This window comes from Microbaculum marinum (assembly GCF_037855135.1).
Taxonomy (GTDB): domain Bacteria; phylum Pseudomonadota; class Alphaproteobacteria; order Rhizobiales; family Tepidamorphaceae; genus Microbaculum; species Microbaculum marinum.
This window is the reverse complement of the sequence record NZ_JAZHOF010000010.1, coordinates 179,495-206,163: the sequence shown is the minus strand read 5'-3', so window position 1 is coordinate 206,163 and position 26,669 is coordinate 179,495. Positions and strand designations below refer to the sequence as shown.

General features: G+C 67.2%; 23 protein-coding genes. 12 read left to right on the top strand and 11 right to left on the bottom strand.

Features of this window, described 5'->3' with window-relative positions:
* Positions 1-98 precede the first annotated feature (98 nt).
* The 6 genes from V3328_RS22210 (at position 99) to V3328_RS22185 (ending at position 6,631) form a co-directional block, all read left to right on the top strand.
* The gene (locus tag V3328_RS22210; protein ID WP_340331915.1) at positions 99-884 is read left to right on the top strand and encodes an inositol monophosphatase family protein; all 786 of its coding nucleotides are present in this window, start codon (positions 99-101) and stop codon (positions 882-884) included.
* Positions 881-1,834 (top strand): phosphoglycerate dehydrogenase, encoded by a 954-nt coding sequence (locus V3328_RS22205; protein WP_340331914.1) that lies wholly within the window; start codon positions 881-883, stop codon positions 1,832-1,834. The genes V3328_RS22210 and V3328_RS22205 overlap by 4 nt, the downstream gene beginning before the upstream one ends.
* Before the next feature lie 152 nt (positions 1,835-1,986).
* A complete protein-coding gene (locus V3328_RS22200) occupies positions 1,987-2,664 on the top strand; it encodes an acylneuraminate cytidylyltransferase family protein (protein ID WP_340331913.1) in 678 nt (225 codons plus the stop codon).
* 151 nt (positions 2,665-2,815) lie between these two features.
* Positions 2,816-3,838 carry a Gfo/Idh/MocA family protein gene (locus V3328_RS22195; RefSeq protein WP_340331912.1) on the top strand — a complete coding sequence of 341 codons (1,023 nt, stop codon included), beginning with the start codon at positions 2,816-2,818 and terminating at the stop codon, positions 3,836-3,838.
* A gap of 32 nt (positions 3,839-3,870) precedes the next feature.
* Entirely contained in the window at positions 3,871-5,610 is a 1,740-nt protein-coding gene (locus V3328_RS22190) for a hypothetical protein (protein ID WP_340331911.1), read from the top strand.
* 16 nt (positions 5,611-5,626) lie between these two features.
* Positions 5,627-6,631, top strand: a complete 1,005-nt coding sequence (locus V3328_RS22185) for a hypothetical protein (protein WP_340331910.1) — start codon at positions 5,627-5,629, stop codon at positions 6,629-6,631.
* Between the two features lie 15 nt (positions 6,632-6,646).
* Here the strand turns inward: V3328_RS22185 and V3328_RS22180 are convergent, their stop codons facing one another.
* Complete coding sequence (locus V3328_RS22180) at positions 6,647-7,729, bottom strand: ABC transporter ATP-binding protein (RefSeq protein ID WP_340331909.1); 1,083 nt, start codon at positions 7,727-7,729, stop codon at positions 6,647-6,649.
* Between the two features lie 154 nt (positions 7,730-7,883).
* Here V3328_RS22180 and V3328_RS22175 point away from each other — a divergent pair, with 154 nt between their 5' ends.
* From V3328_RS22175 to V3328_RS22160, 4 genes are all read left to right on the top strand, one after another.
* A complete protein-coding gene (locus V3328_RS22175; protein ID WP_340331908.1) occupies positions 7,884-8,807 on the top strand; it encodes a carbohydrate ABC transporter permease in 924 nt (307 codons plus the stop codon).
* Between the two features lie 4 nt (positions 8,808-8,811).
* A complete protein-coding gene (locus V3328_RS22170; protein ID WP_340331907.1) occupies positions 8,812-9,642 on the top strand; it encodes a carbohydrate ABC transporter permease in 831 nt (276 codons plus the stop codon).
* Positions 9,643-9,651: 9 nt separating this feature from the next.
* Positions 9,652-10,971: an ABC transporter substrate-binding protein gene (locus V3328_RS22165; protein ID WP_340331906.1), complete on the top strand. Its 1,320-nt coding sequence runs from the start codon at positions 9,652-9,654 to the stop codon at positions 10,969-10,971.
* 74 nt (positions 10,972-11,045) lie between these two features.
* Positions 11,046-11,903, top strand: a complete 858-nt coding sequence (locus tag V3328_RS22160) for a phosphodiesterase (protein WP_340331905.1) — start codon at positions 11,046-11,048, stop codon at positions 11,901-11,903.
* A gap of 18 nt (positions 11,904-11,921) precedes the next feature.
* Here the strand turns inward: V3328_RS22160 and V3328_RS22155 are convergent, their stop codons facing one another.
* Positions 11,922-12,401: a DUF3016 domain-containing protein gene (locus V3328_RS22155; protein WP_340331904.1), complete on the bottom strand. Its 480-nt coding sequence runs from the start codon at positions 12,399-12,401 to the stop codon at positions 11,922-11,924.
* Between the two features lie 191 nt (positions 12,402-12,592).
* Between V3328_RS22155 and V3328_RS22150 the strand changes: the two genes are divergently transcribed.
* Positions 12,593-13,807 (top strand): FAD-dependent oxidoreductase, encoded by a 1,215-nt coding sequence (locus tag V3328_RS22150; protein WP_340331903.1) that lies wholly within the window; start codon positions 12,593-12,595, stop codon positions 13,805-13,807.
* On the opposite strand, the gene V3328_RS22145 is transcribed toward V3328_RS22150, so the two are convergent.
* From V3328_RS22145 to V3328_RS22105, 9 genes are all read right to left on the bottom strand, one after another.
* Positions 13,785-15,284 carry a sugar ABC transporter ATP-binding protein gene (locus tag V3328_RS22145; RefSeq protein ID WP_340331902.1) on the bottom strand — a complete coding sequence of 500 codons (1,500 nt, stop codon included), beginning with the start codon at positions 15,282-15,284 and terminating at the stop codon, positions 13,785-13,787. The genes V3328_RS22150 and V3328_RS22145 overlap by 23 nt on opposite strands.
* Entirely contained in the window at positions 15,281-16,417 is a 1,137-nt protein-coding gene (locus V3328_RS22140) for an SMP-30/gluconolactonase/LRE family protein (protein WP_340331901.1), read from the bottom strand. Before V3328_RS22140 ends, V3328_RS22145 begins: the two co-directional genes overlap by 4 nt.
* On the bottom strand, positions 16,404-18,527 hold the full coding sequence (locus V3328_RS22135) for an ABC transporter permease (protein ID WP_340331900.1): 2,124 nt from the start codon (positions 18,525-18,527) through the stop codon (positions 16,404-16,406). Before V3328_RS22135 ends, V3328_RS22140 begins: the two co-directional genes overlap by 14 nt.
* Before the next feature lie 64 nt (positions 18,528-18,591).
* Positions 18,592-19,596 (bottom strand): sugar ABC transporter substrate-binding protein, encoded by a 1,005-nt coding sequence (locus V3328_RS22130; protein ID WP_340331899.1) that lies wholly within the window; start codon positions 19,594-19,596, stop codon positions 18,592-18,594.
* 31 nt (positions 19,597-19,627) lie between these two features.
* A complete protein-coding gene (locus tag V3328_RS22125) occupies positions 19,628-20,653 on the bottom strand; it encodes an ABC transporter permease (RefSeq protein WP_340331898.1) in 1,026 nt (341 codons plus the stop codon).
* Positions 20,646-21,425: an enoyl-CoA hydratase/isomerase family protein gene (locus tag V3328_RS22120; protein ID WP_340331897.1), complete on the bottom strand. Its 780-nt coding sequence runs from the start codon at positions 21,423-21,425 to the stop codon at positions 20,646-20,648. The genes V3328_RS22125 and V3328_RS22120 overlap by 8 nt, the downstream gene beginning before the upstream one ends.
* A complete protein-coding gene (locus V3328_RS22115) occupies positions 21,426-22,661 on the bottom strand; it encodes a CaiB/BaiF CoA transferase family protein (protein ID WP_340331896.1) in 1,236 nt (411 codons plus the stop codon).
* On the bottom strand, positions 22,658-23,644 hold the full coding sequence (locus tag V3328_RS22110; protein WP_340331895.1) for a hydroxymethylglutaryl-CoA lyase: 987 nt from the start codon (positions 23,642-23,644) through the stop codon (positions 22,658-22,660). Before V3328_RS22110 ends, V3328_RS22115 begins: the two co-directional genes overlap by 4 nt.
* A gap of 35 nt (positions 23,645-23,679) precedes the next feature.
* Positions 23,680-25,005 carry a hydroxymethylglutaryl-CoA reductase, degradative gene (locus V3328_RS22105; protein ID WP_340331894.1) on the bottom strand — a complete coding sequence of 442 codons (1,326 nt, stop codon included), beginning with the start codon at positions 25,003-25,005 and terminating at the stop codon, positions 23,680-23,682.
* Positions 25,006-25,290: 285 nt separating this feature from the next.
* On the opposite strand from V3328_RS22105, the gene V3328_RS22100 reads away from it, so the two are divergent.
* Positions 25,291-26,658 (top strand): aminotransferase-like domain-containing protein, encoded by a 1,368-nt coding sequence (locus V3328_RS22100; RefSeq protein WP_340331893.1) that lies wholly within the window; start codon positions 25,291-25,293, stop codon positions 26,656-26,658.
* Positions 26,659-26,669 lie beyond the last annotated feature (11 nt).

The window sequence follows — 26,669 nt, the reverse complement described above, 5'->3', positions numbered from 1 at the left end:
CAGGCGGAGGCCCGCCACGGATTTCGCTTGCGTCGCGCAATTGAAATGGGCATTAGCAGCAACTGTATGTTTTCGCTCGAATTTATCCGCTGCCGGCGATGACGGAACTGCCCCACGATCTGGCCGAATCCGTTGCCGCAGTCCTGCGTCGCGCGGCGACGCGCTGCCTTGAGACACGCGAGTCGCTCGCCCGGGTTGTCGAGGAGCGGGGACGCGACATCAAGCTGGTGGCGGACCGGGAGCTCGAAGCCGAGCTCAGCCGGGAGTTGCGGATGCTGATGCCGCTGCCGGTGTTCGGCGAGGAAGGCGGATGGTCCGAACAGCCCCGATCCGCCGACGACATGTACTGGACCATCGACCCGCTCGACGGCAGCTACAACTACCGCCGGGGGCAGCCGGCGTTCTGCAGCGCGGTCGCTGTCTGCCGCGCCCGGACGCCGCTGTTCGGCGCGGTCCACGACATTGCCAGCGGCGACTGCTATCTCGGCGGGATCGACCTGCCCGCCACCTGCAACGGCCGGCCGATCGCGATATCCGGGATCGGCTCACGCAATGAGGCCTGCCTGATGACTGGCCTTCCCGTCGGCGGCGGGTTCGACCGGCAGGCGATGGGGCGACTTGCGGAAGGACTCTCCGGCTGGCGAAAGGTGCGCATGATCGGTTCGGCGGCGCTGTCGCTGATGCACGTTGCAAGCGGGCGCGCCGACTTCTACCGGGAAGACGGCATCTACTGGTGGGACGTGGCGGCGGGACTGGCGATCGTGACGGCGGCAGGTGGCGACTTCGAGGTGCGCGGCGGCAGCGAGCCGGCGGCTCCGCTCTTCGTCGCCGCCGGAAGCAGGCAACTGCTGCGCGACGCCGGGGCGGCCGGGACCGGCCGATGACAACGGTCGCTGTATGTTCGCGGTCGTTCTCGGCGCACCCGGTTCTCCGGGCCGAACTGCTGGCGCGTTATCCCAACAGCCGTTTCAACGATCTCGGTCGCAGTCTCGCCGGAGACGACCTGATCGCGTTCCTCGCCGACGCCGACAAGGCGATCATTGCGCTGGAACGGCTGAACGCCGAGGTCATCTCGCGGCTTCCGAAGCTCAAGGTCGTCGGCAAGTACGGGGTCGGCCTCGACGGGCTCGACCTGCGCGCACTTGCCGAGGCCGGTATAGGCCTGGGATGGACGCCAGGGGTGAACAGGCGCTCGGTGGCCGAGCTCGTGCTGAGCCTGGCGATCTCGCTGTTGCGCCACGTTCCCAACGCGGCCCAAGAGGTCAAGTACCACCAGTGGCGGCAGCACACGGGCCGCCAATTGTCGGGCCGCACGGTCGGCATCGTCGGTTGCGGCCATGTCGGCAAGGATCTGGTCCGGCTCCTGCAGCCGTTCGGGTGCAGGATCCTGGCGAACGACATCATTCACGACGAAGCGTTCAACCGGGAGTTCGGGGTCGAAGCGGCGCCGCTTGCCGACCTGCTGGGGGCAGCCGACGTCGTCACCCTCCACCTGCCGCTCGACCGGTCCACCCGGCTGCTGTTCTCGCGGGACCGGCTCGGAAGCATGAAGCCCGGGTCGATCCTGATAAACACCGCTCGCGGCGGCATCGTCGACGAGGAGGCGCTGATCGATGTGCTCCGGGACGGCCCGGTCGCCGCGGCGGCATTCGACGTCTTCGCCGAGGAGCCCGTGCACGACGACCGGCTGCTGAGCCTGGCCAACTTCATCGCCACGCCGCACATCGGCGGCAGCTCGGAGGAAGCCATTCTCGCGATGGGACGGGCGGCCATCGCGGGTCTCGACGACTACACCGTAGCGACCGCCTTCCTGCACGACGATTGCGGCGGCTGACAGGCGATGCAGGCTCGTCCGCCGAGCGGCGCTCTTGCCGGCCAGCCCCGCCTCGCGTTTGCTGACGGTCATAGAGCAACGGCCGGCAGACACGCGGCGACACGGCTGCCATGCCGCGCCGCTGCAGACAAGCGCGGGGAGGATCGACGCCAGTGACCAAGCGAATTGCCATGATACCCGCCCGGATGGGCAGCCAGCGCCTGTCGCAGAAGAACATGCAGCCCATCAACGGCATGCCGCTGGTCGCGTGGGCGGTCCGCCGGTGCCTGGAGGCCGACGTCTTCGACGAGATTTGGGTCAATTCCGAGCACGACGCATTCGGCGAGATCGCACAGGCCGAGGGCGTGCAATTTCACAGGCGCCCGGCCCACCTGGCCGACAACAGCGCGACGAGCGAGCAGTTCGTCGGGGAATTCCTGCAGTCGCACGATTGCGACCTGCTGTTCCAGGTTCATTCGATCGCGCCGCTCCTGACCGCGGCGGAGATCCGGCAGTTCGTGGAGGCGATGGGCGAAAGCAACTGCGACGCCTTCATGAGCGTGGTGCAGGAAAACCTCGAATGCCTCTATGAGGGCCGCCCGGTCAATTTCACATTCGCGGAGAAGTCGAACTCGCAGGATCTCGTGCCGATTCAGCGCATCGTCTGGGCGATCACCGGGTGGCGCCGAGCCACGTTCCTGCACGCGGCGACAGCCGGCGAATGCGCGACCTACAGCGGGCGGATCGGATACTTCCCGGTCAACCGAATGGCCGGTCACGTGATCAAGACTAGGGAGGATCTCGACATTGCCAACGCGCTGTTCGGCATCACCCACCGGGTGACCAATTAGCCACCATCATATCGGGCTTGAAACGCACGAGGATTGCTGAAATAGCTGTGCTCCTCGCTGTCGCGCGGAAGGATACCCCGTGCCGGACAAACTCCGGCCGCCAATCCTCGGCGACGAGGCGTGATGTCCGCCTCCGGAACAGTCTCAGGCCGTGCAATTTCATAACAACACGCCGCTTCGCGCCGCGATCGTAGGCATGGGAAAGGTGGGCCGGATCCGTGCCGGCGTGCTGGCAGCCCGCCGCGACGTCGCGCTGGTCGCAGCCGCCGACGTCGCCCCCGAAGCGGCCGCCGCCTTACCTGGTCTGCGCTTCGAAACCGACTACCGGCGAATAGTCGACTCTTCGGACGTGGACGTCGTCTTCGTGTCGACGACGAACAGGCCGGCTGCCGAGATCGTCTGCGCGGCACTGGAACACGGCAAGCACGTGTTCTGCGAGAAACCGCCCGGACGTTCGATAGGCGATGTCGAGCGCATCGCCGCCATCGAAGCCAACCGGCCGGACCTGAAGCTGCAGTTCGGCTTCAATCACCGCTACCACGGCGCGGTGATGGAGGCGAAGAAGCTCGTGGACAGCGGCACATATGGGCGAATCCTCTGGGCGCGGGGCATCTACGGCAAGAGCGGCGGCGCCGATTTCGAGCGGATCTGGCGCAGCGACCCGGAGGAAGCCGGGGGCGGCATCCTTCTCGACCAGGGCATCCACATGCTCGACCTGTTCTGTCATTTCATGGGGGACTTCACCGACGTCCAGAGCTTCGTCGAGACGATGCACTGGAACATTCCTCTCGAGGACAACGCCTTCGCCCTGTTGCGCACCGAGGACCGGCGGGTCGCAATGCTCCATTCCTCGGCGACCCACTGGCGGCACAGGTTCAGTCTCGAAATTGCCCTGAATGACGGCTACGTGAACCTAGCCGGCATACTGTCGCCGAGCCGGACATATGGCGAGGAAACGCTGACTCACTGCCGAAAGGATTTGACGATCCATTCGAAGGACGCCGCGGAACGACAATCGAACACGATGATCTTCGACAAGGACGAAAGCTGGACTCTGGAGACCGGGGCATTTCTAGAGGCGGTCGCCACCGGCGGGCCGGTTCGGTCCGGCACATCCGCCGATGCGCTGCGGGCGATGACGCTGGTTTCCCGGATCTACGAGGCGCGTCGCTAGCACGTGCTCTGCCAGGAAAATCGGCATATCCGGTGGCCGCGCCCAACATGACCGTGCTGCTGTTATCGAACCACCGCGCCCTCGAACCGGACGGATCGGAGGGTGCCGCCGGACGGCTGTGGTCCGCCCTCAACATGGCCGACCGTGCACGCATTCTCGAACTGCTGCCGTACACGTCTCCGGCGGGCATCGGATTGCGCCATCCGTGCAGTCGCGCGATCCTCGCCCGCTACGGCAGGGCCGGGGTCCTGCCGGAGGCCTTGTCCCTCGGAAAGCGCCTGCTGCGCGAGATCGACGAGATCGACCCTGTCGCGATTTGCCTTATGGACGAAAGCCTGCTGCCGCTGGCGTTCGTCCTGCACAGCGCCCGCCCGGCGATCAAGCTGCTCCTTCTTTCGGGCGACGCGCCGTCGCCGGCCTGCGGGGACGTGTTCGCGTACCGTGCGAGCCTTGATCCCGACCGGAACGGCGAGGACATCAGGTCGCTGCTGGACCTCGACGACGAACATCTACCGCCGCATCCCACCGGGATCGAAAGTCTCGACGAGCACGCGGTCTTCAATCCGCTGACCCGGTTCTTCGGCGCGCGATACCTGTACTGGGGGCCGCCGGACCACGACGATCTCCAGGCTTCGCTGAACTCGTCCGCAGGCAACCGCTTCGACAACACGTCGTTCGAGCCGATGGCGCGCGGCAAAGGCTGGATCCTGTTCCAGTTCATGGCGATCCTCGACGAGCATACCGTGCCGGAGACCGCCACGCTGACGGTCAGCCGGGGCGGGCCGGGCAACGACAGCGTCATCTATTCAGGCACGCCGGTTGCCAGTTGCACGACGCTGTGCGCCGGCATCCTGACCATCGAGAAGCGCGCCCCGGACGGGTTCGACGTGCAGTGGTGGTTCAGCCGTGCAGGCATTTCCGCAGAACCGACCAACCGGGACAGCCGCTGGCTCGAGATCGGCGGGCGCGACCTTCTGGTTACCCGCGAACAGGTCGGCAGCGCCGGCCCCATCAACATAAGGACGCCGGGTACCGCAATCGCATTCTCGGAAACGGAGCGCCTCTTCAATCGGACCGGCGACCCCGACCTGGAGCGCTACCGCGACGTTCACAGGGGCGAGGTCGCATGGCTGGTCGGCAACGGTCCGAGCGTACGCCACGATGACCTCGAACGTCTCGCCGGCAAGCTCACGTTCGGATTCAACCGCTTGTATCTCGCCTACGAAAAGATGGCGTTCCGGCCGACCTATGTCGTCAGCGGCGACCTGCAGATGATCCGCGACTTCGGCGAGGACATGGTCAGGCGTTCGGCCGCCCCGGTGTTCCTGTCCTGCGAGGACCGCCCCGAACTGGACGCGCCGTTCACCTGGCTGAGACAGGTGACCTGCTTCCCCTCGGTGTTTTCCCTTGATCCGACCTCCTACGTCACGGCGGGCGGGTCGAGCGTCTATGTCGCGATGCAGCTGGCATACTTCATGGGAGTGCGGGAATTCTACCTGTACGGGGCGGATTTCCGGTTCACCTATTCCCGTACCGCCTCGAACGGAGACCGTAACCGGAGCGCGGTCGGCGACAACAATCATTTCATAAAGAACTACCGCGCCGGACGTCCCTGGAGCCCGCCGGAACTCAGGAACATCTCCGCCTCGTTCCTGACCGCCGACATCTTCATGCGCCTGCAGGGCGGCATGGTGCGAAACGCCACGCGCGGCGGCAGTCTCGAGATCTTCGAACGCGTGCCGTTCGAAGATGCCGTGCAGGCCGGAGCCTAGTCGGGAGGCCGCGCACATGTCCGACAAGGCGCTCGTTCTTCTCCGGTCATTGCCGCCCGGCGCGCTCAGCGACAAGCGCCGACGGGTGACCAGGCTGTTGAACCATCTCGGTTTACTCGGGATCGCGGTCGAGCTCAGCATCCGCGACGACCCGGGACCGTCCGCTTCCGACCTTCCCAACGTCCGGCGACTGACCTGGACCGACCATCAGTCCCGAAGGGCGGCCGCGCCGCAGGTTCCCGGCGAATATGCGATGATCTTCGTCGACGACGAACTGGGCGAGCAGGCAAGCGCCCCCGAACCGCCGCGCAGGCGGGGCCTCGTGCTGCATCGCGCTGCCTCGGGGTCGGGCCGGGCGGCGGACGCCGACGTCAGGCTGTGCTACGAGTATCCCGAAGGCGATGGCGAAGGCGCCGGAACGGGCGGGCTCATGCTGCCGCTCGACACGGTCTCCGGCACACACGACATGGCCGCACGGGCGTGGTTCAGGGAGAGGCCGGGCATGTTGCTGTGCCTGGAGCCTAGCAGCCGGAACGCCGGGGTCGTTGCCGGAGTCCTCGAGGACCTGTGGCCGACGATACTCGAGCTCTGTCCGCAACTGGTGCTGCGCCTGTCCGACGGCTTCAGGGGCCTCGGCATCGCCGGCGTCGCCGGCCTGGAATGGATTTCTCTCGACACCCCCGGCGAGGTTGCCGCGCAGGTACGCAATGCCTGCATGGCCATCAGCCCGCGCGGCGCCGGCGCGGAGGGCCTGGACCGGCACGCGATGTATGCATGCGACGGCCTGCCGTGCCTGTGCGCCGAGGACCTGCCCGCCGCGCTGGTGCCGCCGCTGCGCTTCGCGGATGCCGTGGAGGCGGCGCACCTCGCCTACCGCCTGCTCGTCGATGAGCGCTTCTACGCGACCTGCGCACGCACGATGGGCGCATTCGCCCGTTCGGCCTACTCTCACGACAGGATATACGGCCCGATCACCCGTATTGCCGGGCTGAGAGACGCCGGTTCGGGGCGGGCAGCATGATCGGGCCCGGGCCGACTACTGTACCGCAGAGGCGCCGAGGCCCGGCAGCCGCCGGCCGGTGTCGATGTCGAAGAAGTGCATGGACTGCGGCGGCAGCCGCATCGGGACGGTCTCGCCGCGGGCGACGGTGGATACGCCGTTGAGCCGCACCACGACCGGCTTCGCGCCGAGAACGCCGTGGACGATCGTCTCGGCACCCTGCGGCTCGACGATGTCGGCGACGAGGCGGATCTGGGCCTCGCTCTCGCCGCACGGCTCGAAGTGCTCCGGCCTGATGCCGAGACGCGCGCGTTCGGGCAGCGGTCCGAGCGCGGAGGCGTCGATGACGGCTCCGTGGTCGAGATCGATGCCCCGGTCGGTGACGCGGGCGTCGAACAGGTTCATCGGCGGCGAGCCGATGAAGGCGCCGACGAACGAGGTCTCCGGACGGGCGTAGATGTCGAGCGGCGCGCCTTCCTGCTCGATCCGGCCGTTGTTCATCACCACAAGACGGTCGCCCAGCGTCATCGCCTCGACCTGGTCGTGGGTGACGTAGACGGAGGTGGCGCCGAGATCGCGGTGCAGCCGCTTGATCTCGGTGCGCATGATGACGCGCAGCTTGGCGTCGAGATTGGACAGAGGCTCGTCGAACAGGAAGGCCTGAGGCTCGCGGACGATGGCGCGCCCCATCGCCACCCGCTGGCGCTGGCCGCCGGAGAGCTGGCGCGGGCGCCGCGACAGGAGTTCGCCGATATGCAGGATCTCGGCGGCGCGCGCGACCCGCCTTCGGATCTCCGCGCGCGGGATGCCGCGCACCGACAGGCCGAAACCGATGTTCTGCTCGACCGTCAGATGCGGGTAGAGCGCATAGTTCTGGAAGACCATCGCGACATCCCGGTCGCCCGGCTCGAGGCGGACGACATCGCGGCCGCCGATGGTGATGCTGCCCTGGTCGGGCTCCTCGAGACCGGCGATCATCCGCAGCAGCGTCGACTTTCCACAGCCCGACGGCCCGACGACGACCACGAACGAACCGTCCGGCACGACGGTGCTGACGCCCTTGAGCACCAGCGTTTCGCCGAAACTCTTGCGTAGGTCCTGCAACCTGACTTCGGCCATCTCTCGGTCCCCGACTCCCGCCAACCGGATGCATGCGTAGCGGCTTCCTGTGACGGCTCGATGAACCGACTTTCCACTGTTACGCGACCGTCACGGATGTCTCATCCGACTGTCACGGACCTCTGCAATGTTGCACCGCAACGACGAGGGGGACATGACCGAGACAGCGCTTGCAGGACTGGAGCTTGCGGTCGCACGCGAACCGTCGCGGCGGATGGCGACCCTGCGGCGCGTGGTCGTGCTGCTGGCCCCCTCCGTCCTGTTTCTCGCGATGTTCACCTACTGGCCGGTGGTCCTGGTGGCGCTGCAGTCGGTGACGGTGGAGAGTTTCGGCGGGGCCTCGCACTGGGGGCTCGGGAACTTCGAACGCCTGTTCTCCGACCCGCGCTTCGGCCGGGCGTCGCTGAACAACCTCGTCTATGCGGTCGGTACGGTGGTTCCAAGCATCGCGCTGGCGCTGGCCTTTGCCGTGGTGCTGAAGGAATCCACCCGCGTCTCCGGGCTGCTGCGGACGGTATTCGTCTCCCCGGTCCTGATCCCGCTGGTCGCGGCGGCGGCGCTGTTCAGCTTCGTGTTCCAGCCGCGCTTCGGACTGCTGGACTACTACCTGGGATCGCTCGGTCTCGGCACGACCAACTGGCTCGGCGATCCGGACCTGGCGCTCTATTCGCTGATCGGACTGACCATCTGGAAGAACGCCGGCTACTACATGCTGTTCTTCCTGGCCGGCCTGCAGACGGTGCCCGACGACCTGTACGAGGCGGCGCGCGTCGAAGGCGCCAGCGCGGCGCAGCGGTTCACGCGCATCACGCTGCCGCTGCTGAAGCCCACCACCGCCTTCGTCGTGGTCATCGCGCTGCTGCAGGTGCTGACCAACGTCGACCACATCATCCTGCTGACCAGCGGCGGCCCGAGCGATTCGACCAGCGTGGTGCTCTACTACATCTACCAGCAGGCCCACGAGAACTACGACATCGGCCTTGCCGCGGCCGCCACCGTGGTCAGCGTCGGCTTCCTCCTCGCCCTCTCCGTCGTCTCGCTGCGCACGCTCGAGAACGGCATCCACTACGAGGGCTGAGACGATGGCCGGCAGGAACCCGACCACCGTCGCGGCGACGATCCTGCTGCTCGCCACGGCCGCGATCTGGGCGATGCCGTTCGCCTGGATGGTGGTCGCCGCGTTCAGGCCCGATTCCGCCGGCGGCGCCGACATGGCCTCGCTGTGGCCCGACAGCCGGCCCTCACTCGTCAACTTCGTCGAGGCGTGGCAGTCGGGACGTTTCCCGGTCTGGTACGTCAACACGGTGGCGATGTGCGCGGGCATCCTGGCGGTGCAGTTGGTGACGATCACCTGCGCCGGCTACGTCTTCGCCCGCATCGAGTTTCCCGGCCGGCAGCTGGTGTTCTACCTGTTCCTGCTGCAGCTGATGCTGGTGCCGCCGGTGCTGATCGTGCCGAACCTGATCACCCTGTCGCGGATCGGGCTCTACGACACCCTGCTCGGCGTGATGGCGCCCTACTTCGCCTCCGCCTTCGGCGTGTTCCTGATGCGCCAGACGTTCAAGACCATCCCGCGCGACTTCGAGGAGGCGGCCCTGGTCGACGGCGCCAGCCGGGCGCAGATCCTCTGGCGCGTGCTGGTGCCGATGGCGCGCCCCGGCTTCATCGCCTTCGCGATCGTCTCCGTCACGTCGCACTGGAACGAGTTCCTGTGGCCGCTGATGGCGACCTCCTCACCCTCCAACCAGGTGCTGACCGTCGGCCTGGCAAGCTTCACCCGCGGCGCCGAGAGCGGCTCGCAATGGGGTGTGATCGCCGCCGGCACGTTCTTTGTCGCAGGTCCGCTGCTGCTCGTCTTCGTGCTGTTCCAGCGGCGTTTCGTATCGAGTTTCGTTTTCACGGGCATCAAATAGGAGACACAAATGACCGCCTGGAAATCCGCCTTGGCGACGAGCACCCTCGTCGCCGGACTGGGTCTGACGCCGGCATTCGCCGCCACCGAGATCCAGATGTTCTTCCCCGTTCCCGTGCAGGGCAAGCTGTCGAACGAGATGGCCAGCCTCGTCGAGAGGTTCAACGAGGAGCATCCCGACATCGTCGTCACCCCCGTCTACACGGGCAGCTACGACGAGACCAACCTGAAGACGCGCGCCGCGATCAAGGCCGGCAAGCCGCCCGCCGCCGTCATCATGAGCGCCAACTTCATCCTCGAATACGTGATCAACGACGAGGTCGAGTCCTACGACGGACTGATCGAGGCCGACGGCACGACGCCCACCGAGTTCATGGACAACTTCTGGCCGGCCCTGCACGGCAACGCCATCATCGACGGCGAGGTCTACGGCGTGCCGTTCCACAACTCGACGCCGCTGCTCTACTACAATCCGCGCCTGTTCGAGGAAGCCGGCCTCGATCCGGAAAATCCGCCGGTCACCTGGGCCGAATGGGTCGACGCCGCACAGAAGCTCACCAAGCGCGACGGCGACACCGTCGACCAGTGGGGCTTCATGATGCCGGGCACCTACGACTACCTGGGCTGGATCACCAGCGCGCTGAACATGTCGAACGGCGGCCAGTACTACAATCCGAACTTCGGCGGCGAGGTCTACTACGACACCCCGACGATGCTCGGCGCCCTCGACCTGCTGCACGACATGGTGTTCGAGTACAAGGCGATGCCGGAAGGCGTCACCGACGCCAAGGCGGTCTCCAGCGCGTTCTTCGCCGGTGACCTGGGGATGATGATCCTGTCGACGGGTGCGCTGAGCTTCGTGCGCGAGAACATGACGGAGCCGTTCAAGGTCGCCTTCGTGCCGAAGAACGTGCGCAACTCGGTGCCGATCGGCGGCGCCTCGCTGATGATGCCGAAGGGTCTCAGCGACGAGGAGAAGGCGGCCGGCTGGGAGCTGGTCAAATGGCTGACCAGCCCCGAGATCTCCGGCCACTGGAGCCGTTTCACCGGCTACTTCGCGCCGAACCGCCACGCCTACGACCTCGACGAGATGAAGACCTTCATCTCCGAGCATCCGGACGCGAAGGTGGCTCTCGACCAGCTCGCCTATGCCGGACCCTGGTTCGCGACCTACAACACGGTCGGCGTGCGCAAGGCGCTGGAGGACGAGGTTCAGGCCGTGCTGTCGGGCGACAAGGACCCCGAGCAGGCCGCCAAGGACGCCCAGGCCAATGCCGACGCGCTGATGCGGCCCTACGTCGAGGCGACCGCGCTGAACTACACGAACTAGGTCCCGATACCCGGACCTCGCGGGGCGGCAAGCGTCGGCCGCCCCGTCCCCTTACTCCGCTCACCGAGGCTCCCATGCTGCTCGCCCACCTGACCGACCTGCACGTCCGCCCGACCGGTACGCCGGCCTACCGGATCGTCGACACCAACATGCTGACCGAGCGCGCGCTGCGCGCGGTGGCGGCGCTTCGGCCGGCGCCCGACGCGGTGATCGTCTCCGGCGACCTGACCGATTGCGGCCTGGCGGAGGAGTACGACCTGCTGGCCGGGATGTTCGGCCGCTACCTGTCGATGCCGGTCTACGTCATTCCCGGCAACCACGACCGTCGCGAAGTCCTGAAGGCGCGGCTCGGGCACCTTCCCGGCATCGCCGGCACCGGCGACTTCATCCAGTACGTCGTCGACGACTTGCCCGTCCGGCTGGTCATGCTCGACACGGTGGTGCCGGGCTTCGGCCACGGCACCCTGTGCGCCGAGCGCCTCGCCCACCTGGACGAGACCCTCGCCGCCGAGCCGGAAAGGCCGACGGCCATCGTCATGCACCATCCCCCGCTGGTCTGCGGGATCGAACACATGGACCGGATCAATCTCCATGCCGCCGACGCCTTCGCCGAGGTCGTGCGGAAGCACGGCCAGGTCGAGCGGATCCTGTGCGGGCACCACCACCGTCCGATCGTCACCCGCTTCGCCGGCACCGTCCTGCAGGTCGTCCCGAGCATCGCCCACCAGGTCGAGTTCGACCTCGATGCCGACGCCCTGCCGGCCTTCGTCATGGAGCCCCCGGCGTTCCAGGTCCACCAGTGGACGCCGCAGGGCGGGCTGGTCTCGCACGGCGTCTACGTGGAGAGCTATCCCGGTCCCTACCCCTTCGTGCTGGATGCGGCCTATCCGGGCGCCGAAGGGGAAGCAAGCGCGGCCCGCGACGCCGCCTGACCAACCGGACGGTCCCCGTCAGTCCGAAAAGCGCCGGATGAACCACCGGCGCAGCAGCGCCTTCTCGTAATGGAACCGCCGGCCGGAGACGGCCCCGACCGGGTTCGCCAGATAGCTCGTGTCGGTGATCGTCTCCTCCGCCTCGAGAACCTTGTGTCCGTTCTCGAGCAGTTCGTAGCGCATGTCGAAGCCCGGCGGAGTGATGTCGCGCATGATGCGGACATCGTTGAGATGCGACCGCCACGGCTCGAAATCGCCGGCCAGGTCCATGTCGAGGATGGCGAGCTTCAAGGTCCGGCCGGGCGCCAGGTAGGCGTCGCCGAGCTTCTCCAGATAGACCCGGAACTCCTTGAGCGTGGCACCGCGCGTGCGCGGGTCGCGGAAGTCGCGGTCGTGATAGAGGGCCGGCTCGACGAAGGTCACCTCGACGTCGGCCCTGGCGCCTCCCGCCGCCAAGGCGGCGGCGGCGAGAGCGATCATGCCCGTCAGTCCACGCATCGGCCAGTCTCCCCAATCGCGGGCGTGGCCCCAGTCCGCGGGCACCATGCCTCCCTTGCCGTCGCATCCGTCCCGGCTAAGTTGCGATCTTGAACACTCCGGTCGTCCAGGCAAGGCCCGGCCCAGGCAGGGCCGTCACGGTCCACCCGGTGACGATCATACGGCGCGCGCCGAGGGACCGGGAGCGGGAAATGTCGGACCAGGATTGCTGCATCGTCGGGGCGGGCCCGGCCGGCCTGATGCTCGGTCTGCTGCTGGCGCGGTCGGGGGTCCGGGCGACGGTGGTGGAAAAGCACGAGGACTTCCTGCGCGACTTTCGCGGCGACACGATCCATCCCTCGACGCTGGAAGTGATGGCCGAGCTCGGGTTCCTCGACGAGTTCCTCACCCTGCCGCACCAGAAGGCGGAAAAGCTCCATGCCGAGATCGGCGGCCGCCAGGCGACCATCGCGGACTTCTCGCGGCTGCCGACGCGCTGCAAGTACATCGCCTTCATGCCGCAGTGGGACTTCCTCGACTTCCTCGCCGGCAAGGCGAAGGAGCTGCCCGGATTCCGCCTGTTGACGGGCTGCGAGACGACGGGACTGACGGAAGACGGCAAGCGCGTCACCGGCATCCGCTACCGGGCTCGCGACGGGCGGGACCAGACGCTGTCAGCGCCCCTGGTCGTCGGCGCGGACGGCCGCGAATCCGTCGTTCGCCGGGCGGCGCGCCTCGAGGTCGAGGACCTCGGCTCGTCCGTGGACGTGCTCTGGATGAAGCTGGCGCGCCGGGCCGACGATCCCCCGCAGCCAATGAGCCATGCCGGTCCCAGCCAGGGCCTCGTGATGATCGACCGCGGCGACTACTGGCAGCTCGGCTACGTGATCCGCAAGGGCGGTTTCGAGCAGACCAGGCAGGAGGGGCTCGCCGCCCTGCGCGAAAAGCTCGCCGCCGTCGCGCCGCTGCCGGCCGAGCGCTTCGAGGAGCTCGCCGAGTGGGACCAGCTGCATCTCCTGCAGGTGCGCATGGACCGGCTGAAGACCTGGTGGAAGCCGGGCGTGCTGTGCATCGGCGATGCCGCCCACGCGATGTCGCCGATCGGCGGGGTCGGCGTCAATCTCGCCATCCAGGACGCGATCGCCGCCGCCAACATCCTGGCCGGGCCGCTGCGCGCGGGAACCCTGACGGACGCCGATCTGCAGGCCGTGCAGGCGCGCCGGATCTTCCCGACGAAGGCCACGCAGGCGATCCAGCGGATGATGCGCCGCAAGCGCAAGCCGGGCAGCGAGGACCCGGCGGCTCGCGGCCGGCCGCCGGCCTTCCTGCGCGCCATCGCCCGCTCACGCCTGCTTCCGCACCTCACCGGCCGGCTGATCGGCATGGGCTTCCGGCCGGAACATGTCAGTGCACCGCCGCGTACATGATCGCTTCCTCGCTCGCCTCGGCGGGTTCCATCTCCTCGACGATCTTCCCCTGGCGCGCGACGAGGATGCGGTCGGAGACCGACAGGATTTCGGGCAGATAGGATGAGATCACCACGACTGCGATGCCCTGATCGGCCAGTTGGTTGATGAACTGGTGGATCTCGGCGATGGCGCCGACGTCGACGCCGCGCGTCGGCTCGTCGAAGATGACCAGCTTGGGCTGCTGGACCAGGGCCTTGGCGATGACGACCTTCTGCTGGTTGCCGCCCGACAGCTCGATCACCTTGGCGTTGGGGTCGATGGCGCGGATGTTGAGCCGCTCGCGCCAGTCCTGCGCGAGCCTGACGGCGTCCGACATCGAGACGACCCGCACGCCGCCGTATTTCACCTTGGCGATGTCGCCGAGATAGATGTTCTCGGCGATGCCGACCGTCTCGAAGAACCCTTCCGCCTTGCGCTCCTCGGTGACGTAGACGATGCCCCTGCGCACGGCGGGTGCCGGCACCCTGAATCGTACGGGCTCGTTCTCGAACTTGACCTCGCCGCCGTGGAAGAAGTCGCGCTTGAGCACGCCTGCGACGACCTTGAAGGTCTCGGTGCGACCCGAGCCGACCAGCCCGAACACCCCCGTGACCTGTCCGGCGAAGATCGAGAACGAGGTGTTGCGCACCATGCTGCCCATCGACAGGTTCTCCACCGACAGCACCTTGGGGCCCCGCGGCCGCGCGTTGCGGCTCGAGACCTGACCGTAGATCTCGCCGCTGAGTTCGCGCCCGACCATCCCCCGGATGATCGACTGGCGTTCGAAGGCGGAAGCCGCGTCGGTCGCGACCAGTTCCCCGTCCCGCAGGATGGTGATGCGATCGGCAAGCTGCAGCGCCTCTTCGAGCGCGTGGGAAATGAAGATGACCGAAACGCCCTGCGACTTCAGGTTCTCGACCAGCTTGAAGAAATAGCTCTTTTCCTCGGGAGTCAGGGTCGCCGTCGGTTCGTCGAAGATGATGACGCGCGCCTTGTGGTGCACGGCGCGCGCAATCTCGACCATCTGCTTCTGCGCCGCGCCCAGCGACCCGACGAGCGCCGAGGGATCGACGTGGAAATTGAGCGACTGGAGGAACTGCTGGGCGGCGATGTAGATGCCGCGCAGCCGGTTGAGCGGCTTCTCGCTGCCGAGATAGATGTTCTGGGCGACCGTCATGGAGGGAACCAGCGAGTTCTCCTGGTAGACCATGGCGATGCCGCGCGCCAGCGCCTCGGACGGCGTCGCGAGCGTCGTTTCCTCCCCGTTGACCAGCAGTCGGCCGGAGGTGAGCGTGTGGACGCCGGCGATGACCTTGGTCAGCGTCGACTTGCCCGCGCCGTTTTCGCCCAGGACCGCGTGCACCTCGCCGGGCAGGAGCGTGAAGTCGACATTCGAGAAGGCCGGCACGCCCCGGAATTCCTTGGTGGCGTTCTGCAGTTCGACGATCGGGGTCACGGTGCCGTCCTCCTGCCCGCCTTGCCCAGGGAGTGCCTGAACGCGTTCGTCTGCAGCGTCAGCAGCCTGCCCGCGCCCTTCGCCGTGACGAGGAGCTGCCCATCGGTCTCGACCAGCGAGGTCACGCCGTGATGGCGGCCGCCCGCGCGGCTGTGCGCGCTGGCCAGCGGGACGAAGTCGCCGTCCAGCTCGACGACGAGGCCGTAGGACCGCGTCGGCGCCCACGGCTTGTGGATGCCGAGCCTGATCACGCCGCCGGCCTGCAGCGGCTCCATGAAGCTGTGGCCGCTCGAAAGCGCCGGGGCGATCCAGTATTCGGGAGACACCTCGGCCATCATCTGCCTGCGATAGCTGTGCTCCCGCAGCACGAATTCCTGCAACTGCGAGCGCACGGCGAAGGCGGCGAGCCAATAGCCGCCGGCGGAGGAGCGGGCAATGCGGCCCGGGTAGGCGGGAAGATCCTCCAGCACCGGGACAGGCTCGCCCGCCGCCCCGGAGGACAGGCGGACTAGCCGATGCCGCCAGGCTTCCGAGACGACGACGTCTCCGGTTCCGGTAATGCAGATCCCCGAGGGATAGGCAAGACCGGTCGCAAGGACGGCGCCAGAACCGGTTTCCGGATCCATCCTCACGACCGCGCCGCTGCGACCGATTTCGAGGAGGTCGCGCGGCCAGTCGCGGGCACCCGTGGTCGCCGACCCGTTGCAGACATGGAGGGCTCCGGCCGCGTCGAACGTCATGGCCGTCGGACAGGTCAGCCGGATGTCGTCAATCTGCTCGACCTTTTTCTGATTGCCGTCGGCGCCGCACAGGAGCAATCCGACCCCGTCCAGCCCGACCGCGAGAACCCCGTCGCCGCGCACGGCCATCGACATGACCTCGGAGGGAAACTCGAGTTCGACCTTCGCCTGGCCGTCAGCGACGCGCAGAACCCGGTTGCCGGAGGAAACGAGAAGCCCGTCGCCGCGCGCGATGAGGTTGTCGATCCCCGGCACCTCGATCGCCACCGCCGCGTGCTCGAGCGCGTCGTTGGGCTGGAGCGGGCCGTCCATGACGGGGACGGTTATCGAGGACTTGCCACGGCCGCCGAGGAAGCTGTCGACGGTGTCCTTGAGAAACTCAGCGACCCCCATTGGACCTCCCCCAGTAGAAGTCCTGCGACGCCCACTCCGGGTCCGCGTCCGGCAGCTTCAGCCTGCCGATGCGGTCGTTGTAGAGGCCGCCGAGGTAGAGGTGGCCCTTGTGCTCGCGCATCGAGGTCACCATCGGGTGGTTGACGCCGCCGAGGTCCCAGTAGGATTCGAGCACCTCGCCGTCGGCGCTGAACTTCAGGACGCAGCCGGTATTGATGTTGGGAAACAGCCACTCGTCCCGCGCCACCCGCGTCGCCATGCGCTTGCGCAGGCCCGGCCGGCGCAGCGCGAGATCCAGCGCCGGCGACCGCATGCCGACCAGCGCGACCCAGAAGTTGCCGTCCGAGGCGCGGTTGATGTTGTCGGGATAGCCGGGCAGGTTCGGCACGACGGTCTCGCAGCGGCCCTTGTTCGGCCCGTCGAACCAGTAGCGGTTGATGCGGCAGCCCCAGGTCTCGGCGAAGAAGAAGGACTGGCCGTCGCCGGCCATGCAGACGCCGTTGGGGAACTGTAGGTCGCGCAGGATGGTCCGGGTCGACCGGTCGCGGGGATCGTAGCAGATCAGCCGGCCGTTGCCGCGGCTCTCCAGCGCGTCGTAGGCCCAGTCGTGCATGTCGTAGCGGATCGTCGCCTCGGAAAAGAAGATGCGGCCGTCCGGGGCGATGTCGAGATCGTCGGCGAGCTTCAGGCGGGAGTCGTCGATGACCGACAGGAACGTCCTGTTGGTCTCGTCGGTCAATTTCTCGACCCGGCGGTCCGGCGAGATCCGGTAGAGGCCCATGCCGCCGACGCAGACATTCAGGTTGTCGTCCCTGTCGAATGCCATGCCGAGCGGATGGCCGCCGATATGGGCGAAGATCTCCCAGTCGCGGTAGTCCGGGGCGAGGAAGCGGACGATGTCGCCGTGGCGGTTCGGGCAGTAGAGGTTGTCCGCCCGATCGAAGATGACGTCCTCGGGGCCCTCGATCTCGCCCTTGCCGATCAGTTCGACCGACCGCAGCCGGTCGTTCAGCGCGTAGGGGCTGTCGCTGCCCGCCGCCGTCTCCGGCATCTCGGGCAGGCGGAAGTAGGAGGGCGACACGTACACCTTGTTGAGGATCTTGTGGCGGTTCTTCAGCCAGCGCACGTCGATCGCCACGACCAGCAGCAGCACCCCGCCGAGGATCGCCGAACTGATGCCGCCGCTGATGCCGACGCGCACCATGCTGTCGGTCAGGATCAGGACGACGATGGCGCCGAGGATCGACTTCATCACCGAGCCGCGGCCGCCGCCGAGGCTGTTGCCGCCGAGCACGGCGGCGGTGAGCGCGGCGATCTCGAGCCCGACCCCGGTGTCCGACCCGGCACTGCCGAGCCGCGCGGCGAAGAACAGCCCGGCGGTGGCCGCCAGCACGCCCGACCAGACATAGGTGAGGAAGACGGTCCGCTTGACGTTGAGACCGGCATTGTAGGCGGAGCGCCGACCGCCGCCGACCGCCGACAGGTGCCAGCCGAACCGGGCGCGCGTCAGGCAGACGTGCCAGGCGGCTATGATCACCAGGGCCACCAGGAACGAGACCGGGAAGCCGAGGACGGTGCCCTCGCCGATGAAGTACCACAGCTCCGAATCCGGGAAGACGGCCGAAATCTGCACCGCGTAGTGCAGCAGGATGATGTCGACGATGGAGCGGATGATGATGAGCGTCACCAGCGTCGTGAGGAAGGCGCGGATGCGCAGGTAGCCGATCAGGAAGCCGTTGACCGCGCCGCACAGCGCGCCGATGGCAAGCGTCGCGCAGACCGTCGCCCAGACCGGCCAGCCGAGCAGGTTCATGCAGATCAGGGCGGTGATGTTGGCGAGCGCGAACACGCTGCCGACCGACAGGTCGAGCCCGCCGGCGAGCAGGACGATGCCCATCGCCACCACGACGATGGAGAATTCGGCGAGCTGCCGGGAGGTTTCGGTCAGGCTCGCGAGGTTGAAGAAGGCGGGATCGCGGACGAGGAAGACGCCGATGACGAGCAGCGCCGCGAAGGCCGGCACGAAGTTGTCGCTCCACCGCTTGGTGAGGACCTCGCCCAGCACCTTTTCCGGGAAGTAGCGATAGTAGAGTTGGGTGACGGCTTCCATCTGCACGCTCCGACGCCGGCCCGCCGCGGTGGCCCGCGGCGGGTCAGCTTTGTGAGGCTCGGGCTCAGCCCTTCAGGACGTCGAGGTCCCAGCAGCTCTCGGGACCGAGCGAATCCTTGGTGATGATCTTGTTGGGCGTGTAGAGGACGAACTTCTCCTCGCCGGCGTCCTTGTCGGACTGCAGCAGGATGCTGATCGTGCTGATCAGGTCGCGGCCCTGACCGGGGACGTCGTAGGAGATCACCTCGTCGAAGGTGCCGTTCTCGACGCCCTGGCAGGCGGTCTTGTTGCCGCCGCCCGAGGTGATCAGGTAGATGTCCTTGCCCGACTCCTGGATGGCGGCGCCGGTGCCGGCGTCCATCACGTCCCAGAACCCGATGATGCCGCACAGGTCCGGGTTCTGCTGGATCACCGTCTGGGCGATGCCGCGCGCCTTGGACTGGTCCCAGTCGCCGGTCTGGCTCGACACGATCTCGATATTCGGATTGTCCTTCAGCGTCGCGGTAATGGCGTTGAGCTGGTAGACGCTGGCGGCAGCGGTGGCCGGTCCCTGGACGATGGCGATCTTGCCGCTCTTGCCCTTGTCCTTGCCGCAGACCTCGAGCATGCGATTGGCGGCATACTCGCCGATGCCGTGCCAGTCGGCGCCGACGAAGGCGTCGGTCTGGTAGCTGGAGCGCATGTTGACCTGGACGACCTTGATCCCCTGGTCCTGCGCCTTCTTCAGGGTACGGGCGTAGGAGGTCACGTCGAAATTCTGCACGACGATGATGTCGGGCTTTTCGGTGATGGCCTGCGTGATGGCGCGGGTTCCCGTGTCGGTGCTCCAGTTGGCATCGCGGATATCGAGCTGGTAGCCGCGACGCTCGGCGTCCTTCTGCATGACGGCGGCCCAACCCTCGGGCAGGTCGAAACTCATCGACATGGGCACGAACACGACCTTCTTGCCCTTCAGCATGTCGAGGGTCGGCTGGCGGATCTCATCCTTGAGACCCTCCTGCGCCGAAGCGCCGGCGAGCGCCATGCAGCCGACGACGACCGAAGCCGCCAGACATTTGAGCATCTTCATTTCCACTTCCTCCCTTCAGGATTGTTGCCGGTCAGATGTCGCCTTGTTGCGCGGTCTGCTCGTCGCGTGGATTGAGCAGGGCATCCACGACGAGGGCGAGCAGCAGCACGGCGCTCTTGATGAGGTTTTGCACGGTGTAGGAGATATCCATGATCGTCATGGCGTTGAGCAGCAGGCCGATCAGCACCGTGCCGACGAGGACGTTGCGCACGCCGCCGCGGCCGCCCGAAAGCCCGATGCCGCCCAGCACGACCACCAGCAGCACGTCGTAGATGACCGTCGAATTGACGATCCGCATGTTCATGCTGGCAACCGAGGCGGCGGTGACGGCACCGGCCAGAAAGGCCATCGTTCCCGACAGGATGTACTGCAGCACGATGATCGGCCGCGCCGGTATCCCGGTGATGCGTGCGGTCTGCAGGTTGTCGCCGAGCGCGTAAATGAACCTGCCCAGGCCCGTCCTGCGCAGGAACAGGTAGAGGACGAAGGACGTCAGGCCGAACAGCCAGATCGACACCGGAATGCCGAGGATGCGGCCGCGGCCGAGGAAGAGGAACCAGTCGAGACCGCTGGGAACATTGTTGACGTCGAGGTCGGCGATGACCCCGCGTCCGAGGCCGTAGACGATGGAGGCGATCGCTAGGGTCGCGAAGATCGAGGGAATCTCGACGTAGGCGACCAGGAACCCGAGGATCACCGCGACGACGATCACGAAGCAGAGCCCGACCGCGAGCGCAGCGGGAAACGGCCAGCCGTGATTGGCCAGAACGATGGACAGCGTCATCGACACCGCCATCACGGCCACCAGCGACAGGTCGACGCCGCGGCCGATGACGACGACCGCCATCCCCAGGCTCAGCAGACCAAGCACGGAGACATTGCGGACGAGCGTGACCAGATTTCCAGCCGACAGGAAGTTGTCGAGCGTGATCGAGAAGACCACGAACAGGACCGCGGCCGCCACCGCGACGATCAGTTCCTGCGTCAGGACGATGCCGGTGAGGCGCTTCGACAGGGCGCCCGGCGCATGCGCGCTGCCTGTCGCGGACTCAGTCATGTTCGGCGCCCGGTTTGCGGGACTGGCCGCGCGCCCTGAAGGCAGCCAGACCCTGCTTTGCCTGCGGGCTGGTGAAGGTGCGCTGGCCGATGGCGGCCTCCCTGGCGAACGCATCCTCCAGCGGCAGATCCGCCAGCGTCAGCGCGGCCTCCTTGATCGCCTGGACCGCCAGCGGGCTGAACCCGGCGAGCCGCGCGGCGATCTCCTGCGCGCGGGTGAGGGTCACGCCGGACTCGACGACCTCATTGATCGCTCCACGCTCCAGCATTTCCGCGGCGGTGAAGCGCCGGCCGGTGAGCATCATCTCCATCGCGTGGACGTAGGGGACCTGGCGGACGAGCCGCACGAGGGTGCCGCCGGCCGGGACGAAGCCGTGCTGTACCTCCGGGAACTGGAATACGGCGTCGTCGCCGGCGATCCGGATGTCGGTTCCGAGCATCAGCTCGAAGCCGCCGCCGATGCACAGGCCGTTTATCGCCGCCACGACCGGCTTGTAGAACGGCACGCCCTTCAGGTGCGCCGGATCCCAGGCGCTGATATCGATCTCGTCGCGCGCCAGCGCCGGGATCGACTCCGTCAGGTCGGCGCCGACGCAGAACGCGCGGTCCCCCGCCCCGGTCAGGACCACGGCGCGGACCGCGTCGTCGCGCCGTGCGTCCTCGAAGGCGCGTCCGAGGTCGTCATACATCGCCAGCGACAGGGCGTTCAGCTTCTCGGGCCTGTCGATCGTAATGGTCGTCACGCCGTCGTGCAGGTCGGTCCGGATGGCCATTCAGATCACCCCGTCCTGCTTGAGCGAACGGATCTCCTCGTCGGACAGGTCGGCGAGGCGGCGCAGCACCTCGTCGTTGTGCTGGCCCAGAACCGGCGGCGAGGCGAAGCCGTCCTGCGGCATGCCGCCGAGCTTGATCGGCAGGCCGAACATCCTGACCAGCTGTTCCCCGACCGGCACGCTGACGATCATGTCGCGCGCCGCGATATGCGGGTCCTCGACCACCTCGCCGATGGACTTGATGGCGCTGAGCGGCAACTCGTCGCCGGCCATCTCTTCCAGCTCCGCCTTGGTGTAACCCGAGAACCACCGTTCCAGCAGCGGACGCACCCGCCGCTCGTAGGTCGCGAGCTCGAACCGCTTCTCCATGGTGTCGATTTCCGGATCGGACGCCTGCTCCGGCTCCCCGAACAGCTCGCAGGTGATCTTCCAGAACTTGTCCGTGTAGCCGCCGAAGAAGACGTAGCCGTCCTTGCAGGGAAACTGGCCGTAGGGGCGCACGAAGGGGTGATCGTTGCCCAGCGGCGTGGCCACCTCGCCCGCGCAGGTGTAGCGGACGACCGCATTTTCCGTGAGCGACAGCACCGAATCCTGCTGGGAGATGTCGACCACCCTGCCCTGCCCGGTTCTCTCCGCTTCGCGCAACGCCGCCAGCGTCCCGATGGTCGCGTAGAAGGAGGCTGCGAGATCGCCGATGATCGTGCCGACGCGCACCGGCGCCTGGCCGGGCATCCCGTTCATTGACCACAAGCCGCCGGTAGCCTGCCCGGTGTTGTCGTAGGCCGGCTTGTTGGAGTTGGGACCGCTGCGCCCGAAGCCGGAAATGGCGGTGTAGACGAGCCGCGGGTTCTCCGCCCTCAGGACTTCGTAGCCGAGGCCCAGCCTGTCCATCGTCCCCGGCCGGAAATTCTCCACCAGCACGTCGGCCCGTTTGACGAGCTTCTTCAGCAGGGCCTTGCCGCGCTCGCACTTCATGTCGAGCGTGATGCCGGACTTGTTGCGGTTGTACTGGGCGAAGAAGGCGCTGGACCTGTCCTCCCCGACGAAGGGCGGAAAGGTGCGCGTGTAGTCGGGGTCTTTCGGATTCTCGATCTTGATGACCGTCGCCCCGAGGTCGGCCAGCAGCATCGAGCAGAACGGGCCGGCCACCACCCGCGTGATGTCCAGCACCACCAGCCCGTTCAACGGACCCGGCCGGCTCGGCATCTCCGGATGTCCGGTCGCGCTGTCGGTCATGACGGGAGGTCCGACATGGCGGGCATGCCCACCGGGTCCGCGGGGCCGGCGGTGCGGCTGGATACGGTGTCGGCGCGACGGCCGATCTCGCCGGCGGCGCGCATCGCGGCGGCCACCTTCGAGGATGTCCTGCGGCCGAGCGCCCGGGAAATGCCCTCCCCGGCGACGGCGAGCTTGTGAATATCGATGCCGGTGCGAACGCCGAGGCCCTCCAGCATGAAGACCAGTTCCTCGGTGGCCAGGTTGCCGGTGGCACCCGGCGCATAGGGGCAGCCGCCGAGGCCGCCGACGGAACTGTCGAATACGGTGACACCGGCGTCGAGGCCGGCCAGGACGTTGGCAAGCGCCTGACCGCGCGTGTCGTGTAGGTGGAGCGCAATCTTCGCCGCCGGGACGTCCGTCAGCAGGTCCGCCAGCATCCTGCGCACGTCGCCGGGCGTGCCGATGCCGATGGTGTCGCTGACGGCGACCTCATAGCATCCCGCTTCCAGCAGCATCGCGGTGACGGACGCGACGGCGCGGATGTCGACGGCCCCTTCGTAAGGGCAGCCGAATGCGCAGGACAGATAGCCGCGCACCGGCAGCCCCTCCGCGCCAGCCATCTCCATGATCGGCGCGAAGCGCGCGAAGCTTTCGGCGATGCTGCAGTTGATATTGCGCTGCGAGAACGTTTCGGACGCCGACGCGAAGATCGCGACCTCGTCGACCTTCGCGGCCAAGGCCGCCTCCATGCCGCGACGGTTGGGGACGAGCGCGCGGTAGCGCACTCCGGCGGGCCGGGGCAACCGCTCGAGCAGCGGCCCGGAATCGGCCATCTGCGGCACTGCCTTCGGCGAAACGAAGCTGCCGGCTTCGATCTCCGTCAGGCCGGCGTCCACAAGGCCCGCCACCAGCCTCTCCTTGTCGGCCAGCGACAGCGAACGCGTTTCGTTCTGCAGTCCGTCGCGCGGCCCGACCTCGACGATCTTGACTTCCAAGTTCAAACGTTCCTCCGCAAGAGCAGCCGATAGCGCCGCACCTACTGCCCGTCCTTGCCCAGACCCGCCAGCACCTCCCTCGCCCTGTCGACGCGGACGTCGTGCTCCCTGGCCAGGACGCTGGCGACCGCCTCGATCTGCGCGCCCGAGGCGCCGGCGACGATGGCGATGTTGCGGGCGTGCAGGGCCATGTGGCCGCGCTGGATCCCTTCCGTCGCCAGCGCCCGAAGCGCCGCCATGTTCTGGGCCAGACCGACGGCCGCCGCGACTTCGGCCAGTTCCTGTGCGCTTTCGACGCCGAGCAGTTCCAGGGCCGCCCGGGCCGCCGGGTGAGTCTTGGTGGCCCCACCAACTAGGCCAACCGCCATCGGCAGTTCAAGCGTCCCGACCAGACGGCCTGCCCCATTGATCTCCCAGCGGCTCAGCGAGGTGTACCGGCCGCTTCGCGCCGCCCAGGCATGGGCGCCGGCCTCGATCGCCCTCCAGTCGTTGCCGGTTGCCACGATCAGCGGATCGATGCCGTTCATGATGCCCTTGTTGTGGGTAGCGGCCCGATAGGGATCGATCACCGCGAGCGCGCATGCCTCGACGATTCCACTGGCCATCCGCTCGCCCGGATATTCGGCGGTGGCAAGCGCCTCCATCGTGTATTCGACGCGGGCCCGCGCCAGCCGCAGGTCTGCCAGATTGGACAGGATCCGCAGGCGGACCTCGCCGCCGGTGATCTCCTCGACGAGGGGCGCGATCGTCTCGGCCATCGTGTTGACCGTGTTCGCGCCCATCGCGTCGCGCACGTCGACGAGAATGTGCAGCACGACCATCGGGCCGACCGGCGTGGACTCGAAGACGTGGACCTCGATGTCGCGGCAGCCGCCGCCGAGTTCGATGAGGACCCGGTCCTTGCGGTTCGCCGCCTCCAGGATCCGCTCGCGGTTCGAAAGCAGCCGCGAGCGCGCCCCGTGCGGATCCTCCAGCGACAGGACCTGGATCTGGGCCCGCATGACTGGGCCGGTGCTGGAGGTCGAGAAGCCACCGCAGTCGCGTGCGATGCGCGCCATGTAGGAGGCGGCGGCGACCACCGAAGGCTCCTCGACAGCCATCGGGATGAGGTAGTCCCGCCCGTTGATGGTGAAATTCGTGGCCACCCCGAGCGGCAGCTCGAAGGTGCCGACGACGTTCTCGATCATGCCGTCGGCAACCTTGGGAGGCAGGACGCCGCCGCCGCGCAGGGCGGCGACGGTGTCCTGCCCCAGGCCCGCCACTTCCCCGACCCGGGTCAGCCGATCGGACGGCGACAGGTCGCGAAACTTCGCGATCCGCGAATTCAGCCGCTGCGTGACGGTGGAGTCGTTGGATGCCGCCGACAAAATCATCCTCCCGATCGTTCCTTTTGGCTTTGCCTATGCTATTGAACGACTGACCCCAACCGACAAGGTACAGCACGCAGAAACAGTCCAGAACTGTACCCACTCAGAATTTGGTAAGGAATGCTGCATTGCGGTAACTCTTGGGAGAACGGTCGTACATCCGGCCGCTCCTGGGCTTTTCGGGAACCCGGAAACGGCAGAGCGCCGCGCGGCAAGGAACCACTGTGTGCGGGGAACAGTGTGACATGATCGGGGTCAATGCGATGCAACCTATGGATGCGGATCATGACGCTGACTGAAAAGGTGCTGCATGAAATCCAGGGGCGCATCGAATCCGGGGCGCTGAAGGTCGGCGACAGGTTGCCGTCGATCCGCCGCGCCGCCGAAGAATTCGCTGTCTCGAAGAACACCATCGTCGAAGCCTATGACCGGCTGCTCGCCGCAGGCTTCGTCACGTCGCGCCAGGGGTATGGGTTCACGGTCGTCGACAGACGCCAGCCGTCGACTGCGGAGCGGCTGAAGCACGTCGCCGAAGCGGTCGACATCGCCTCGCTGCTGAATGCGCAGCTGGAGGAGACGTTCTCCATTCGCGTCGGCGATGGCAGGCCGCCGCCCTCGTGGACGGAGGAGTCGGAAGTCCGCCGCCATCTGGCGCGCAGGCAGAAGCCCGGACAGGCGAACGTGCAGGGATATGGCGCGGCGATGGGGTTTCCCGCATTGCGGCAGCGACTGGCCATGAGCTTTGCGGACCGGGAAGTCGAGGCGACGCCGGACCAGATCCTCCTGACCTTCGGCGCCAACCACGCGCTCGACCTGATCATCCGCCGCTACCTCATGCCCGGCGACACGGTGCTCGTCGACGAGCCCGGCTATTATCCACTGTTCGCCAAGCTGAAGCTGGCGCGGGTCCGCATGATCGGGGTCAGGCGCCTGCCAACCGGCCCCGACACCGAAGACCTTCGGACCAAGGCGCAGGCGCACGGGCCGAAGCTCTTCTTCACGCAATCGCTGGCGCACAACCCGACGGGCGGGTCGACCAACCTGCCCACGGCGCACGCGCTGCTGACGATCGCCGCCCGGCACGGCTTCATGGTCGTGGAGGACGAACCGTTCGTCGACCTGCCGACCGTCCGCGCCGGCGGACTGACGCCGCTCGACCAGCTCAGCAACGTCATCTCGGTTGGAACCTTCGCCAAGACGCTGTCGGCGAGCCTGCGCTGCGGCTTCATTGCCGCCCGCGCCGACGTCATCGCCTCGCTGGCGGAACTGAAGATGCTGACGACGGTGAACAGTTCCGGCCATGTCGAGCAGCTCGTCCACGGACTGCTCGTCGAGGGGCACTATCGCCGCCACCTGAAACGCCTCGGCCGGCGAATCGCGCGGGCGACGGAGTCGGTCACGTCGAACCTCCAGCGCCACGGGTTCCAGGTGTTCACGGAACCGGCCGGCGGCTACTACGTCTATCTCAACCTGCCGCCGCACGTCGACGACATCACCCTTGCCAAGGCGGGGGCGCAGGAAGGGATCTTCATTGCGCCCGGAAGCGTCTTCTGCGTCGACCGGGAGGCGGGGCGCCACGGCACCCGGATAAACATTGCGCGGGCCGACACGCCGGCCTTCTACGAATTCCTGAAACGCATGTACGCCAACTGAGCGGTTACCTC